Source organism: Paenibacillus sp. M2, assembly GCF_046713495.1.
Lineage (GTDB): Bacteria > Bacillota > Bacilli > Paenibacillales > Paenibacillaceae > Paenibacillus > Paenibacillus amylolyticus_B.
Map to the genome: position 1 here is coordinate 224,144 of NZ_CP169648.1, position 16,118 is coordinate 240,261.

At 48.2% G+C, this 16,118-nt stretch carries 11 protein-coding genes; 10 read left to right on the forward strand and 1 reads right to left on the reverse strand.

Annotated features, from left to right (window positions below):
* Window positions 1–37: 37 nt before the first annotated feature.
* From ACETMN_RS01090 to ACETMN_RS01135, 10 genes are all read left to right on the forward strand, one after another.
* Window positions 38–2,158: a sensor histidine kinase gene (locus tag ACETMN_RS01090; RefSeq protein ID WP_411735650.1), complete on the forward strand. Its 2,121-nt coding sequence runs from the start codon at window positions 38–40 to the stop codon at window positions 2,156–2,158.
* Window positions 2,149–3,906, forward strand: coding sequence for a response regulator (locus ACETMN_RS01095; protein ID WP_411735651.1), 1,758 nt, complete (start codon window positions 2,149–2,151; stop codon window positions 3,904–3,906). Before ACETMN_RS01090 ends, ACETMN_RS01095 begins: the two co-directional genes overlap by 10 nt.
* Before the next feature lie 188 nt (window positions 3,907–4,094).
* Entirely contained in the window at window positions 4,095–5,408 is a 1,314-nt protein-coding gene (locus tag ACETMN_RS01100) for an extracellular solute-binding protein (protein ID WP_091012050.1), read from the forward strand.
* A 71-nt stretch (window positions 5,409–5,479) separates the two neighbouring features.
* On the forward strand, window positions 5,480–6,349 hold the full coding sequence (locus ACETMN_RS01105; RefSeq protein ID WP_091012051.1) for a carbohydrate ABC transporter permease: 870 nt from the start codon (window positions 5,480–5,482) through the stop codon (window positions 6,347–6,349).
* Window positions 6,350–6,364: 15 nt separating this feature from the next.
* Window positions 6,365–7,240 carry a carbohydrate ABC transporter permease gene (locus tag ACETMN_RS01110; RefSeq protein WP_192136213.1) on the forward strand — a complete coding sequence of 292 codons (876 nt, stop codon included), beginning with the start codon at window positions 6,365–6,367 and terminating at the stop codon, window positions 7,238–7,240.
* Between the two features lie 186 nt (window positions 7,241–7,426).
* Entirely contained in the window at window positions 7,427–8,068 is a 642-nt protein-coding gene (locus ACETMN_RS01115) for a polysaccharide deacetylase family protein (protein WP_105602278.1), read from the forward strand.
* A 148-nt stretch (window positions 8,069–8,216) separates the two neighbouring features.
* The gene (locus ACETMN_RS01120; protein WP_411735652.1) at window positions 8,217–9,470 is read left to right on the forward strand and encodes a mechanosensitive ion channel family protein; all 1,254 of its coding nucleotides are present in this window, start codon (window positions 8,217–8,219) and stop codon (window positions 9,468–9,470) included.
* 315 nt (window positions 9,471–9,785) lie between these two features.
* Entirely contained in the window at window positions 9,786–10,235 is a 450-nt protein-coding gene (locus tag ACETMN_RS01125) for a hypothetical protein (protein ID WP_091012056.1), read from the forward strand.
* Window positions 10,236–10,416: 181 nt separating this feature from the next.
* Window positions 10,417–11,661 (forward strand): macrolide family glycosyltransferase, encoded by a 1,245-nt coding sequence (locus ACETMN_RS01130; RefSeq protein WP_091012058.1) that lies wholly within the window; start codon window positions 10,417–10,419, stop codon window positions 11,659–11,661.
* Window positions 11,662–11,826: 165 nt separating this feature from the next.
* The gene (locus tag ACETMN_RS01135) at window positions 11,827–12,681 is read left to right on the forward strand and encodes an aldo/keto reductase (RefSeq protein ID WP_411735653.1); all 855 of its coding nucleotides are present in this window, start codon (window positions 11,827–11,829) and stop codon (window positions 12,679–12,681) included.
* A 107-nt stretch (window positions 12,682–12,788) separates the two neighbouring features.
* On the opposite strand, the gene ACETMN_RS01140 is transcribed toward ACETMN_RS01135, so the two are convergent.
* Window positions 12,789–15,962: an alpha-mannosidase gene (locus ACETMN_RS01140; protein WP_411735654.1), complete on the reverse strand. Its 3,174-nt coding sequence runs from the start codon at window positions 15,960–15,962 to the stop codon at window positions 12,789–12,791.
* Window positions 15,963–16,118: the final 156 nt, after the last annotated feature.

The window sequence follows — 16,118 nt, forward strand, 5'->3', positions numbered from 1 at the left end:
TAAACCCATCACACCTTGGAACCAAAGGAGGGTTACAGTGCAAAACAGAGCAAAGGATGCAACAACAGAGACAGCAGAAGCAGCAGAAGAAGATGCAACGATTGAAGCGACAGCAACAGCATCCGATGTCGAGACCAATGCAGAAGCAAACGAAAATACGAAAGCAAACACCAGCGCAATGAAGAAGAATTCGTCTCCTCGTTTCAAAGAGTCTATTCAACGCAAGCCCAGGACGCTGGCTTTTAAAATTCCGTTTGCCTACTTTGTCATTATTCTGCTAACGGTGGCGTTCAGTGCGTTGGTGTTGAATCGAATCTCGGAAAGTGATGCGCAGCGAAAGATCAATGAAGCATCACTACAGACAATTACATCCATTGAGACCAATGTTAATTTGATGATCGGGAACGTGAACAATTATTCGAAGATGATTTTCTCCGATCCCAACTTGCAGAACCTGCTTCGACAGGGCAATGTGTACTCCAATTTACAGACACAGTCCAAGGTTAGCGCGTATTTGACCAATCTTATGCAAGCGGTTCCAATTATTGATTCAGTCTATATTTACGATAATTCGGGTCACCGATTCTCGGTTGGTACACAGGAATGGCCTACGTTTATGGAAGCGAGTGTAAAGGAAGCACCGTGGTATGAACAGGCTTTGAAGCACAACGGACGATATCTGCTCAGGTTGAATGGTGGCAGCAACGATAGCGGAGTCTCGGCCATGGGGGAGAATGATGGGCAAGAGGTGGTCTCGTTTATTCGCCTCATTCGGGATCTGGATGATACGTCTCCGCTTGGATTTCTGGTCATGAACATCAAGGGGGCATCCATCGCTCAGGCCTACGCTAACCTGTCTGCACCGGATTCATTTCAGGTGGCCATTCTGGATGAGCATCAGCGGGTGATCGCAACCAACGCAACTGATGGAAAGAAGGACGTGTCTGTGGTATCCGACGCATCCATATCCTTGTCTGCGGCTTCTGGACAGGAAGGCATGCACGAGATGTTAGAGGCCAATCAGGCTAAGTTAAAACAAGCATTTCAAGAGCAGCCCTCCGGCTTCATCACCTTGCAATCAGGTGGTCAGGAATATGCGGTGACCTATCGTTCGGCTGGTGATGATCAGTGGAAATTCATCAGTATGAGTCCATACCGGGCTACGGATACCCGTAATAAATCCATGGTGCTGCTCGCGTTGATCCTGCTGGCGGTGAACGGGGCTGTATTTTTTGTAAGTTCATTCATCATCTCGCGCAGTGTCATCAAGCCGATTCACAAGCTGCTTCGTGCCATGCAGAAAGCGCCAAGCGGCAACTTCCGTAAAGTGACGGTTGAGCTGAACAGCTACGAGTTCGAACAGCTATATGGAGGATACAACCAGATGATTGAGCAGATTGACCAGATGCTGAAACGCATTATTCAGGAGCAGCAGACGATCCGCCGTGCAGAGCTGAATACACTTCAGGCGCAGAGCAAGCCGCATTTTTTATACAACACACTGGATTCCATCACCTCCCTGGCCATGTCGGGCATGAACGATAAGGTATGTGAGCTGTTAGAAGCGCTCGGAAGTTACTATCGCCTGAGTGTCAGCAAAGGCCGTGAACTGATTACACTGCACGAGGAGGTAGAGATTGTACGCAATTATCTGACGATCCAACAGGTGCGCTACCCCGGTGTGTTTGAGGTGCAGTACGATATTGCTCCAGATTGTGAGCGGGTGATGATTCCCAAGCTCGTACTCCAGCCGCTGGTTGAAAATTCACTGTATCATGGCATTCGCCCCAAAGGCAGCCCAGGCAAGATAAGCATTCAAGCACGTCGATTCAAGGAAGGGGTACTTTTAACGATTACTGACGACGGAGTTGGCATGTCCGAGGAAGAAGTGCAGCAGGTTCAACGCAAAGAAATACACCGTTCTAACCGTTTTGACTCAACGAACTCATCTAATTCAACTAATCTTTCCAATCCTTCCGATCTTTCTAAGATTACCTATAACTCTAAACACAATCCAAGCTTTGGCTTATGGGGAACGATGGAGCGACTTCGTATTTTCTATGAAAGAGAGGATGGACTCAAGCTGGAGAGCGAGGTTGGAAAAGGAACCACCATTATGATAACGATCCCGAAGGGAGCCGATGAATCATGGAATTAACTGTGGAACCATTAAAGGTGTTGATTGTGGACGATGAATACCTTATCCGAAATCTGCTGCGTATGCGTATCGATTGGGAACAGCAAGGCATGTCTATCGTTGGCGAGGCCTCCGATGCTGCGGAGGCTTTGGCTCAGGTTGAACTGTTGCGTCCAGACATCGTGTTCACGGACATATACATGCCAAAGATGGACGGCATTGAACTGAGCCGTATCCTCATGGAGCGTTACCCGAGCCTGAAAATCGTGGTTGTGACGGGACATGATGAATTTGAGTATGCTCGTCAGAGTGTGAAGCTGGGCATATCCGATTTTATTTTGAAACCCATCCGTGCTTCTGAGTTATTACAGGTTACGACGAAGCTGCGAGCGTTAATCAAGCAGGAGGTCGGGCGCGAGTACGAGCTGATGAAGTTGCGGGAGGAGATGGAGCAGAGCTTGCCTTATCTCAGGGAGAGGTTTGTGAATCAATGGTTAAGTGATGTGATGCCTGAGGATGAACTACAAGAGAAGGCGCGTTTCTTCGGTATTCCAATCTCTTCAGGCGAACCAGGATTGCGCATCGCAGTAATGGAGGTGGAGGTTGCTGTACCGCAAGCGAAGATAGCTGCACCAGAGGTATATCCACATCTGTCCGAACCATATCACCAAACACCCCGAACATACCAAGTACAACGAGGGCTTCAACAACAACACGATCAACCTCATTTAAGCCAGCATCAGACAGAAGCCCATCGACAACCGGCTGAGGAAATACATATTTTGCTCCGAATGGTAGGCATGAAGCAGGTGCAGGCATTTTATCCGCAGGATTCGCAAACCATTATCGTTATGGATCCGCATAACCGGATCGTTGTTCTCTCGCTTGGTACGGATACGGAATTTGCCAATCAGGTGCAGCAGCTTCAGGAAGAACTTCAACATACGCTTAAATTCGAAGGGTGCGAAGTGGATGTGACCGTAGGGATTGGGCAATGGCAATCAGGATGGGGAAAGGCCAGTGTGGGATACTGGGAAGCTTGTCGTGCACTCGATTATCAGGCGTTTGTGGGGAAAAATCAGGTCATTTGCTTCGAGGACCTGGTCATCGAAGGCGGGAAGAGGCCCTACCACTCGGATGCTCAGCTGCTCCAACAACTACAATTTTACGTCAGTGTTGGTGCGGGGGAAGAAGCCGTATTGTTGCTGGAGCGTATGCTGTCAGTACCGTTCTCGGACGTTTCACAGTTTCGGATGGCAGCCATGGATGTGGTTACGGAGTGCCAGCGTGCTGCCATAGAGCAGCAGCTTGAGGGAGAGCATGCATTGAACAAGGAGGCCGTTGCAGCCATCTTTACGGCAAATCATCTGCCCGAACTAAAAAGTATGCTGGAGCAGCATGTCCGCGCCGTATCGGATGTCATACAAGCCAAGCGACAGGCCAAGGAAGGCAACCTGATCGACCGGGTCATGGCTTATCTTGAAGAGAACATGGGCAATGCGGAAGTGGGGCTTTCCAGCACCGCGGCTGCTTTTTACGTAAGTTCGGGCCATCTGGGGCGGCTGATGAAAAAAGAAACCGGGCAGACATTTGTGGAATATCTCACCCAACTCCGCATGAAGAAGGCTGAACTGCTGCTGAAACAGACGGATCTGAAAGGTTATGAGATTGGGGAGCAGGTAGGCATCCCGGACCCACACTATTTCAGCGTCTTGTTCAAAAAACATATCGGCCGATCCATGAATGAATATCGAAATGTAAAAACATGAAAAAACGAGAATGTAGTCTGGAGTGTGGGGAGTGCGGCGAAGGTCTGAGCGTAAACCCGCTTCCGGTTCCAACTCCACATATGTTCGAAAATTACAAATCGATGCCTGTTTTCTAAATGGAGAACAGAGCACAGTTTGACTAAAATATGGGCTAGAACCAACGAAAACACATAGGGAGGTCCGTAGATATGAAAGCGCTATTAAAAAAATCGGCAAGTCTAATTCTGACGCTGGGCATTGTAAGTAGTCTGGTAGCATGTTCATCCGATTCGTCCGGCGGTGCACAGGGGGGAAGTAATGGAAAGATCAAGCTGACGCTATGGGATCAATCGGTCGGCAATACCGATCCTTCGGCCAAGCTGCTGCCCGAGATTGTGGAGAAATGGAACAGCGAGCATCCAGACATTCAGGTTGAACGTACGGGCACGACAGGAGAACAGTACAAAACCAAAGTCAAAACATCGATTGCAGCTGGTGAAGCGCCGGACCTGTTCTATGGCATGGGTGGCGGCAGCTTCATGCAGCCGTACATCAAATCCGGTAATGTGCTGGAAATCTCAAGTTACCTGACGGACGATATCAAAGAACGGATGGGCCCGGGTATGGCTGAGGCGATCAATATGGACGGCAAAATCTACACGTTGCCCGTGTACACACATATCGCCAACCTTTACGTGAATACGGAATTGTTCGAGCAGGCGGGTGCCAAGATTCCCACCACCTATAACGAACTGCTGGATGCAATCGAGAAGCTGAAAGCGGCAGGAATTACTCCGGCTGTGATTGGGGAAAAAGACCGTTGGCCGGGCATGTACTGGTACGACATTATTGCGATGCGCCAGGCAGGCAATGCTGCGGTGATGGAGGCCTTTAAAGATCCGTCGAAATGGGATTCGCCCTACTTTGTGGCCGCCGCGACCAAAATGCAGCAGCTTGCGCAAGCAGGAGCATTCAACAGCAGCATGTTCAGCATGAGCTATGACGAGATGCTCGGGGCATTTAATGCAGGCAACGGGGCGATGATGTTCCAGGCCAATTGGGTGAATGCAGGAATTGAGGACCCGTCTTCGGCAGTCAAAGGCAAAGTGAAAGTGATTCCGTTCCCGGTGTTTGAGGATGGGCAAGGCACAAATACCGAAATCTTCGGGGGAGCCGTCGATGGTTTTTACATTAACCAGAATACCAAGCATCCGAAAGAAGCGGTGGAATTCCTCAAGTATCTGAGCGAGCAGCTGGGTACGCAAGGTTTCCTGGCCGGAGCCGGTTTGCCAAGCTGGAAAACAGATGCACTCGACACGTCCAGTCTGTCCTCCCTGGATCTGTCTGCGGCAGATATTATGAAAACGGCGACCTCATTCATCGCGTGGTGGGATAACATTCTGCCAGCGGAGTCTGCCGAAGCGCACAAAAACCTGATTGCCCAGTTGCTGGCTGGCGATGTAACACCTGAGGAGTTCTGCAAACAGATGGCACAGCTCAAACCAACAGAACTAAGTCTGTAGGTTAAACAGCTAAAACCCAAACAAGGCGTGGTCCGGCATATCCCGGTCACGCCTTTGAGAGGAGAACAATAATGAACTCTGTATTTTCCAATAAAGGCACGATCGCCGTCTTTGTACTGCCCACCCTGATTCTGTTCTGCGGCATTGTGCTTATTCCGATCTTTGTCTCCAGTTATTACAGTCTGCTGGACTGGAACGGCGTAGGCAGGGGGACATTTATCGGCCTGGACAACTATGTGGAGATGTTTAAGGATACGCGTGTACTGAATTCGATCAAAAACTCCCTGTTATTCGCGGGAGCTTCGGTGTTCATTCAACTGCCGATCTCGCTGGTGCTCGCACTGATTCTGGCGTCCAACGTCAAGGGGGAAGGGTTCTACCGGACCGTGTATTTCATCCCGGTATTGATCTCAACGGTGGTTATTGCCCAGTTGTGGTCAAAAATCTACAATGCTGATTATGGCCTGCTGAACGTGCTGCTGCAGAATATCGGCTTATCCCACTGGGCGCAAGATTGGCTGGGTCAGAAGCACACGGCACTTGCGGCTTCTTTTATCCCAACCCTATGGCAGTACGTGGGGTATCACATGCTGCTGATGTATGCAGGAGCGAAGTCCGTGTCTCAGGATGTGCTCGAGGCTGCTCGAATGGATGGTGCTTCACGTCTTCGCACGGCGTGGTCCATTATGATCCCTTTAATGAAGCCCATCCTGAAGGTAAGCCTTGTATTTTCGGTCATTGGCGCATTTAAGGTGTTTGACCTGATCTATGTGCTGACGGGCGGCGGCCCGTTCTATACCACTGAAGTACCGAGCACGCTGATGTACGCCACCATTTTTGATACGTTCCGGTACGGATATGGCAGTGCAATCTCTGTATTTATCATTGTGGAGTGTCTGGTATGTACGATCCTCATTAATTCATTGTTCAAAACGGAATAGAAGGAGGCATGAGGCATGAGTACCGTAGAAGTCATGTTGCAAAAAAAGCCCAAGCCAAGGTCCATCTCCGGACCAATCGGGAAAGTGTTCCTGCAAGCGTTTCTGATCCTCGTCGCAATTGTGCAGATCTACCCGCTCATCTGGCTGGCGCTGTTTTCCTTGAAGGATAACAGTGAAATCTTCAGCGGCGATGTTGCCGGATTGCCAAAGGCGTTTCTGTGGAGCAACTATACTAAAGCCATGTCCGACGGCCATGTGCTGACCTATTTTATGAATAGCGTGCTGGTCACAGCGGCCTCCATTGTCTTGGTACTGATCTTGTCTTCGATGACGGGATACGCAATCACAAGAATGAATTGGAAGCTCAGCGGGCTCACGATGACGATTATTTTGCTGGGCATGATGGTGCCGATCCATGCGGCGCTGTTGCCATTGTTTATTATTTTGAAGAATCTGAGCCTGCTCAACAGTTATTGGTCACTGATCATTCCCTATGTGGCGTTTGGCATTCCGATGGCGGTATTCATTCTGGGCAGCTTTTTCAAAGGTATCCCGCGAGAGATGGAGGAGTCGGCGGTGATTGACGGCTGCGGCATCTACCGGACGTTTTTCTCTATCATTCTGCCTCTGGTAACCCCGGCTATATCAACGGTAGCCATTTTCACGTTTTTGTCGTGCTGGAATGAGCTGATGTTTGCGGTCACGTTTATCAATAACACGGCTTATCAGACATTGACGGTGGGCATGATGTCGATGGTGGGAACGTACATTACGCAATGGGGCATCATTGGTGCGGGACTGATGATTACGACGGTGCCAACGGTGATCATCTATCTGCTGTTGAACAAACAGGTGCAGAAGAGCATGATCGCAGGTGCAATCAAAGGTTAGCTGGAGGCTGGACTGGAGGTGTGGCGGTAGAAGGGCTTGCTGCTCGCTCGCTGTACTCTCTTTCTGGTGGGTATCGGCTTGATTCGGGATTTCGCAAGGTGTGATCTCTGGACTGGACCGGAGCCTATGGTCATGGAATAATAAGGGGGTATGTAGCCAGGCAGTTGCAGAGAGGGGTCATTATTTATGGTCAATATCGCGATGGTAGAGCAGGAGTCAGTTCGGGAAAAGGTTGTGGCGTTCACGTTTGATGATGGGCCGCATCCGGTGTATACACCTCAAGTACTTGAGATATTCCGTCGTGCGGGTGGGCAGGCGACGTTTTTCATGATCGGGAAAGAGATAGAGGCTCATCCGGAGATTGCGGCGGAGGTACACCGTGAAGGGCATGAGATCGCAAACCATACATACACGCATCCGGACCTGACCAAGCTGACGCTGGAGGAAGCAGGGGAAGAGTTGCAACGCGCAGAACATCTTGTTCAAGAAGTTACGGGGCAACCTGCCCGCAGCTTCCGACCGCCGTATTTTGGCGTAAACGATGATATATTGTCTCTGGCAGCGGAGCGTGGATATCGCACGATTGGTGCGGTCAACGGTGATGCGAAAGATTGGGATAATCCTGGCGTTGAGCATATCGTGGAGCATACCCGGTCTGCGGTCAAACCTGGCAGTGTGCTCATATTCCATGACGGGTACGGTGATCGTTCCCAGACGGTGGAGGCGGTTCGTGTGCTGGTGGAGGAACTGGTCACAGAAGGGTATCGATTGGTGACGGTGAGTGAGCTGCTGGACATTTCTCGTGAGCAGGATGAAAAGATAACATAATCAAGTGGACCCATCATTCTTTGAATGACTGGGTCTTTTTTTTATTTATATAATACATAGGAAGAACGGAGCGGGAGCAAAAACTTTGCTTGCCCTCTCAAACTACTTTATAATAATAGGCTAAACTAGATTATGTCAGGAGGAAACAATGGACTTTATCAAAAATCAACTAGAAGAACTCGGCATGAGTGGACCCTCCATTGGATACCTTTCAAACATCATTATGATTATTTTTATAGCAGTGATCTCGATATTGGCGAATGTGATTGCCAAGCGAGTGGTACTGAAGACGGTGCATCGTATTGTAAGTAACAACCGTTTCAAGTGGGGCCACATCGTGGTGCAGAAAAATTTATTTCAGAAGCTGTCGCATCTCGTGCCAGCCATTATAATCTATTATTCGGCTTATATTTTCTCGCCCTATCAGGCCATAATTGAAAAAGCAGCAATGACCTACATGATTGTCATCATGATCACGGTACTGAATGCTTTGCTTAATGTATTCGATGATATCTATCGTACCTATGAGGTGTCGAAGATTCGCCCAATCAAGAGTTACATTCAGGTAGCCAAGATCGTCCTGTACATTATCGGGGGTATTATCGTCATCTCCAGCCTGATTGGACAAAATCCGCTCATTATCCTCAGTGGACTTGGGGCATTATCGGCGGTATTAATGCTCGTGTTCAAAGACTCGATCCTGGGCCTCGTGGCGGGTGTACAGCTATCATCAAACGATATGGTGCGCGTTGGTGACTGGATCGAGATGCCAAAGTATAATGCAGACGGGGACGTCATCGACATTACATTGAACACAGTGAAAGTGATGAATTTTGATAAAACGATTACGATGATTCCAAGCTATGCCCTCATCTCGGACTCGTTCCGTAACTGGAGAGGCATGCAGGCGTCCGGTGGCAGAAGGATTAAGCGGAGTATCTATATTGATATCAGCAGTATCCGTTTTTGTACGGAAGAGATGGTGGCTGAATTTGAGAAAATCCACTACCTGACTGATTATGTCACGGAAAAATTAAAGGAAATTCAAGCATACAACATGGAGCACGAGGTGAATACCGAAAGCAACGTGAACGGCAGACAGCTGACAAACGTCGGTGTATTCCGGGAATATATCCATCAATATTTGAGAAATCATCCGAAGATCAATAAAGATATGACGATGATTGTCAGACAATTGGCACCGGAAGATCGCGGACTACCTCTGGAAATCTATGCATTCAGCAATGATATCAACTGGGGTGTATATGAGAACGTTCAGGCGGATATCTTTGACCATATCTTCGCAGTGGCGTCAACATTCGGACTGCGTGCCTTCCAGAATCCAACCGGACATGACATTGTGCAGCTGAAAGAGGATAAGCAATATGCGCGAGAGTATTAAGAAGATTTATCAAAATAGATGCGACGGCCACCATATTGGTGGTCGTTTTTGCGTTGAGATGTTCTTCCCATTCGGCCATTTATTTACGAGACTGACAGATTAAGTCCATGGGATAGGGTTCAATACAGATAACAAAATAGATAGACTGTAAAAAAAAGTGGACAATACATATATTATTCATTATATTATAATTAATTCCATATTTTGAAAGGGGTGATTTGGAGCTTTTTCTGATCAGGCGTGTCTATGAACGAGGGAAAAGCATGAAGTCTCTTTGGCGTGCTAACTTTTCAAAAGAAATGGAGGGAGAATGAAATGAAGAAAACATTGTATGCCGCTATTATGATGGCGCTTTTATCAGGATCGATTGTGGGTACGGCCTTGGCGGATAATTACGAGTCGAATGACACTTTGAGCACCGCGTATAAAATCCCAACGCAAACGGTAGCCACTCCCTACGGTCCGGCATACTGGGGTGGAAGTGCTTGGTCTTATCTATCATCCCCGACAGATGTAGACTACTTTACATTCAGAGGGCATGGCAAATCTGTCGTGCTGGGTTCTCCTTCCGGCTATGATTACGATTTGTACGCCTATGACAGCGCTGGAAATTTGGTTGCTTCTTCTACGAATACGTCAGGAGCGGATACGGTTCTTGTCGACTACAATAATGTATATTTTAAAGTGGTAAGCAAAGATGGACGATACAGCGATACCGATGCTTACAGCGTAACCTTTTATAAAAGGGATGTCTGGGTGCCGTGACCAGCTCGTGAGAGTAAAATAACGTTAGGTATCGTAGACTTTAATGCTTCCGTCTCATGAATAGGAACTCTACCGCCTCAATGAGGTAGTAGAGTTTTATTTCTTTAAGCCAATGGTCTTGAAGAATGGGTTACCATATACCCACTTGAGTTCATTGGAAAATTTAATGGAGGTGAGTGCCGTGGCACGTGTATTAGTTGTGATGATCCCTGCAGAAGGCCATATCAATCCGTCGCTTGGATTAATCAAGGAGTTGATAGAGAGCGGAGATGAGGTCGTCTATTGTTGTACCGAAAAATACCGGACGAAGATTGAAGCGTTAGGCGCACAATATAAAGCCTACTCCTTCAACGAGGCAACCCTGCTTAACAACCCTGGTATGAAGCCATTTGAACTCAAGCATCCTTACCAATTTTTATATATGATATTGGAAAAAATTATTCAACGGTTTATTCCAGATGTTCTGAATCTGATCGAACATGAAACCTACGATTATATCATTTTTGACTCCATAATAGGCTGGGGAGGACAAATTCTAGGTGAGAAGTTAGGTATACCAACGGTATGCTCAACCAGCACCTTTGTTTTTGTGGAGCCTCTTGGATCAGACAATCAACTGAAGGATGATACGGAGGAGGTCAAAGAGCTATATAACAGCATCGTGGAAGTGTCCCAGCAAATAGCTTCCCAGTTCGATGTGGCTGTACCTTCCCTAGCGGAACTTTTAGGGCATTCAGGACAATTGAAGATTGTGTATACAAGTCGTTATTTTCAACCCATGGGGGAGAAGCTGGATGACAGCTTTGTATTCACTGGCCCATCGATTATCCCCCGCAAGGATGCGCCAGGCTTTGCAAACGAGTCTCTGCATGCTCTTTACAAACAGGCAGTTTATATTTCGATGGGAACCATTTTAAATAAGGATATTGATTTTTATAAGCTTTGCTTTACGGCCTTTCGTAATTTGCCTGTGCAGTTTATATTATCTTCTGGGAAGGATACCGATATAGAGCCCATTGCTGATTTGATTCCTGACAATTTCATCATAAGACCCTATGTCCCTCAATTGGAAGTGTTGCAGTGTGTAGATGCTTTTCTGACACATGCAGGCATGAACAGTACCAGCGAAGCTTTGTATTACAATGTACCATTAATCATGCTTCCGTTAACATCGGATCAGCCGCGTGTAGCAGGCCGGGTACAGGAGTTGGGAGCAGGGGTCATCGTGGACAAAAATAACCTTACACCCGATGTGCTTAGAAACGCAGTATTAGAAGTGCTCGGTAATGCCTCCTACAAGGAGCATGCTGAGGTTATTGGGAAAACGTTACGCAATGCTGGCGGGTATAAGCAGGCTGCTATGGCCATTAAGAACTTTATAGGCAATCAACCGTTATCGGCCACGCCCATCTCTTCGTTTGAATGAAAAGGAGACCGTTCTTTATGAGAGCTAGAAGAGGAAGCCGTCACCCGACTAAAATGGAGTGATGGCTTCCAATTGATTCAAGCGCGTATGGAGGGGTAGATAAACGGAGAGGGGCATTATTTTTTCCATATTGTTCGTATACCTTTTGCAAAGGAGAGTCTTCAGATGAATCATCAAATTCCGGAATATACATTGAACGATGGCTTGAAAGTGCCTGCAATTGGATTTGGTACCTATAGTTTAAAAGGTGAAGAAGGCGTTAAATCGATCGCGTCTGCCATGGATGCGGGTTATCGATTAATTGATACGGCGTATAACTATGAGAATGAGGCAACGGTAGGCAGAGCAATTAAACAAAGCTCCATCGCCAGAGAAGAACTGCTGATTTCATCGAAGCTGCCGGGGCGTTATCACGCTCAGGATAAAGCACTCGTGGCGATCCAGGAATCATTGTACAGAGCGGATCTGGACTATTACGACCTGTATCTGGTCCACTGGCCCAATCCGAAGAAGGACATGTATGTCGAGGCATGGCAAGCGCTGATCGAAGCCCAAAAACGTGGATATATCCGATCCATCGGCGTCAGCAACTTCCTGCCTGAGCACAATGAACGCCTGATCAAGGAAACGGGGATAGCGCCGAGTCTGAATCAGATTGAGCTACATCCGTTCTTTGACCAAGCCGACCAGCGGGAACAGGATGCAAAGCATGGCATCGTGAATGAATCCTGGAGTCCGATTGGACGTGGCAATGATGCCGTACAGGATATTCTGAAGGATGAGAACATTCTTCGGATCGCGGAAACGCATGGCAAAACACCAACCCAGATCATTCTGCGCTGGCATGTTCAGCTGGGTTCCATTCCAATTCCGAAAGCTGGCTCCTTGCAGCATCAGCAGGAAAATATCAATATATTCGATTTTGAGTTGAGCACAGAAGAGATGCAGCTGATCTCTGCATTTAATCGTCCGGATGGACGGTTGTGGGATCAGGACCCAAGCGAGTACGAAGAGTTTTAAAGAACGACAAGTGAAGGGCTGCTCCCATGTCAGATATGACAGGAGGCAGCCCTTCCTTATTGAAGCAAAAAGCATTGTTGCATTTTTCCATGTTGCGGAATTTCTGTTTAGTGTCCCGCAGGAATCCGGAAAGTTAGAATCTCATACGGTTTGATATCAAAAGAAATCCGGCCATTTTCCACGGCGCATTCCGCTTCGTTGTTCTCGAGCAAATCACATGCGTATGCCGTAGCACCTGCTCCTTCAGGTAATTGCAGGAAAGCACGGCTGCGGCGGCCATGTGCTTCATAGAGACGGATGATCATATCATCGTTGTTCTCGGCTTTTTTGATAACCTCCAGCACGACATTATCCTGATCAACCGATGCGAGCGACCATGTTCCCGGCAACGTACCGGTTTGTGATGCAATATCACGGGCAACCAGCGGACGGTTGAGATCATAAGCAGCTTGGATGACACGTCCTTCACGGAAGTCGCCCTTATGCGGATAGAGCGCGTAGGTGAATACGTGCTGCTCTTTGTCAGCATTTTCATTTGGGTACGTTGCGCTCTTGATCAGCGACAATCGCATCACCGAGTTATGAATATCATATCCATACTTGCAGTCGTTCAGCAGTGCCGCACCGTACCCGTTCTCCGCCAGATCAGCCCACTTCTGTCCGCACACTTCGAACCTGGCTTGATCCCAGCTCGTATTCCGGTGGGTAGCACGCTCAACGTTGCCGTACTGAATTTCGTAGACCGCTTTCTCACTCCAAATGTCCAGCGGGAAGGCGGCTTTTAGCAGCAAATGCTCCTGTTTCCAATCCACAAACGTACGGAAATCAATTCGGCGTGTATGCGCGTAGAAGATGATCGTTTGTTCAACGACAGAGTCCAGGAACTGTCGCGTCACTTGCAACACGGAACGCACCGGCCCGCTTTCAACCCACTCCAGTGACTGCAGGTCGTTAATCTCCCACATATGCTGTTCATAATAGTCGTCAATGTTCCATGCCTCGTATTCCGCAGGTCGATCCTCGAACACTTGCAGCACATTACCACGCTTGCCAGACTGAAGCAGCTCACGCCCCTCCAGCTTGTCCCATACGGATATGAACTCGGCACTTTCATTCAGTTGAATATCGTACCAAGGTGTATGGATGTGGCGCTGATTGGCTTCCCACTGTGCAACCGATACGCCCGCAACAAGTTCGTCTGTCAGATCCGGTATGATTTGGAAGGATTTATACCCGGATGCCGGCACGTTCTCTGCAAGGAACACAAGTCCGCCTTCGGGAGTACGCTGGCTTGGTACAGGGCGATCTCCATCATGGACGGTCACTTTTCTCGCAAAAGCAGGCAGTTCAACAACGTCCGTCCGTACGAATCCGGTGGTGTTGAATACCACAATGGCTTCGCCATCAGATGTAATTCGGCTTGCAATGCCGTTCAGTGCGCTGTCTTTCAGCTCATCCGTGACACGCAGAACTTCTTCATATTGCTCTTTGGAATCCACATATACCTGCTCAATGGAGCTGCCTGGGAGAATATCATGGAACTGATTCAGCATCGTCAGCTTCCATGCATGCTCCAGTGCATCGGTTGGATAGGCCGCTTGGGCATTCGCCTGACGATGAATCATGGCATACAGCTCGGCATCGGCCAGTGCAAATTCACTATGACGGTTGTACCGTTTGTTGCGGGCCATGGAAGTGTAGGTACCGCGGTGATACTCCAGATACAGCTCACCCGACCAGCGGGGAACGGAAGGGACATCCGCCAGATTTTGCTCCAGCTTCTCGAAAAACTCACGTACAAAGGTACGTTTCACCGCAGGCACACCCGGCAATCCAACATCAAGTCGTCTGCCATGCTCCAGCATCTCTTCGGTTGGTCCTCCGCCGCCATCACCGAATCCGAAACATTGCAGAACATCTGAATTGATGTTTTTGTTCTGGTATCGCTGCCACGTGCCTTTGACTTGAGAGGCGTTGAATCGTCCATTATAAGTCGTCTCGAAGCGACGTTGTCTGAAATCAGGATGCTTGTCATAGTCTGTCGCTGTGATGAAATGGGTTAGAACTTCAGAGCCGTCAATACCTCTCCAGTACATCGTGTCATTCGGAATCTGGTTCGTATCATTCCAAGCAATTTTGGTGGTCATAAAATAATCAATGCCACTCTTGCGCATAATCTGCGGCATCGCTGCACTATAACCAAATACATCTGGCAACCAGAGCACACGGTTCTCTACGCCGAACTCATCCTTGAAGAAACGTTTCCCGTATATAATCTGACGGATCATGGATTCGCCGGAGATCAGGTTACAATCGGCTTCCAGCCACATCGAACCTTCCGCTTCCCAGCGGCCTTCGGCTACCTTTTCCTTGATTTTTTCATAGAGAGACGGGTAGTCTGCTTTCAGGTACGCATACAGCTGGGGCTGAGAGGACATGAACGTGTATTCTGGAAACTTGTCCATCAGATACAATACACTCGCGAAGCTGCGAATGACCTTCTCTCGAGTCTGATCCAATGTCCATAGCCATGCCACATCGATATGCGTGTGTCCGATACAGTGCACGGTAGGGATGTGATCACCAGCAGGGCGGACATCACCATAGACATGATCTTGCAGATATTGGCGCGCTTCAGGTACTGACGCATGGAATTCTGCGCTGTTCTCCTGACGCAAATCCAGCAGATTCACGGCTTTATTCAGATGTTCGACCAAATTCAGCCGCTCCAGATCATCCTCACGTAGCAGATCCGCAGCATCGAGCGCAGCCTTAAGATCGTAATATAGATCTGTGACAGGCTGATGATGCTCAGCTACATAGACATTGAGAAAGACATCGGCCGCCGAAGTACTACAGTACGCATATAAAGCCAGTTCGAATTCTTCCCCTTTTGCCGCAGCAGGTGTCAGGTCAATTTCCGTATGGTTCACATCCAGACCACAGATCAGTTCTCCATTGAGGAATGCCAGGAATTGTGGATTATCATAGTTCCAGATATCATCCGCACCGGTGACAATGGTACATACGACTTTTTTTCCTTCCATATGATCCGGGATACGAATCCGGGTTTTGAAGCAGCTGTGTACATCTTTACCGCCCCAGCCATCACCTTTACGAAATACGTTCCAGGAGGAAGGGGCCTCATGCACCAGTTCCCAAGAGTGGTAACCACTTTCTTTATGATAAAGCTCCGGTATATATGTCTTTGAGGTCAGTCGTGCGCGTTCCAAGTGTTTAACTATGGTATGGATCCGAGTATACAAGGAATTCATTTTCATGTTGGTTTCCCACCTTGGTTTGTAGTAAGTACAGGCTGTAGTCGTCGTTGGAGCAAGAATACTGCAAGCGCTAACATATCAACTCTATCATAACAAAGGGGAAAGGGAGCAAACTACGTAATGTATGCTGAAAAAGACGTCTTTTTATTGCATTTC

Excerpts from the sequence above, each read along its gene's own strand:
- ACETMN_RS01115 (WP_105602278.1), top strand. The coding sequence starts at position 7,427 with ATGGTCAATATCGCGATGGTAGAGCAGGAGTCAGTTCGGGAAAAGGTT.
- ACETMN_RS01100 (WP_091012050.1), top strand. The coding sequence starts at position 4,095 with ATGAAAGCGCTATTAAAAAAATCGGCAAGTCTAATTCTGACGCTGGGC.
- ACETMN_RS01140 (WP_411735654.1), bottom strand. The coding sequence starts at position 15,962 with ATGAAAATGAATTCCTTGTATACTCGGATCCATACCATAGTTAAACAC.
- ACETMN_RS01110 (WP_192136213.1), top strand. The coding sequence starts at position 6,365 with ATGAGTACCGTAGAAGTCATGTTGCAAAAAAAGCCCAAGCCAAGGTCC.
- ACETMN_RS01120 (WP_411735652.1), top strand. The coding sequence starts at position 8,217 with ATGGACTTTATCAAAAATCAACTAGAAGAACTCGGCATGAGTGGACCC.
- ACETMN_RS01125 (WP_091012056.1), top strand. The coding sequence starts at position 9,786 with ATGAAGAAAACATTGTATGCCGCTATTATGATGGCGCTTTTATCAGGA.
- ACETMN_RS01105 (WP_091012051.1), top strand. The coding sequence starts at position 5,480 with ATGAACTCTGTATTTTCCAATAAAGGCACGATCGCCGTCTTTGTACTG.
- ACETMN_RS01095 (WP_411735651.1), top strand. The coding sequence starts at position 2,149 with ATGGAATTAACTGTGGAACCATTAAAGGTGTTGATTGTGGACGATGAA.
- ACETMN_RS01135 (WP_411735653.1), top strand. The coding sequence starts at position 11,827 with ATGAATCATCAAATTCCGGAATATACATTGAACGATGGCTTGAAAGTG.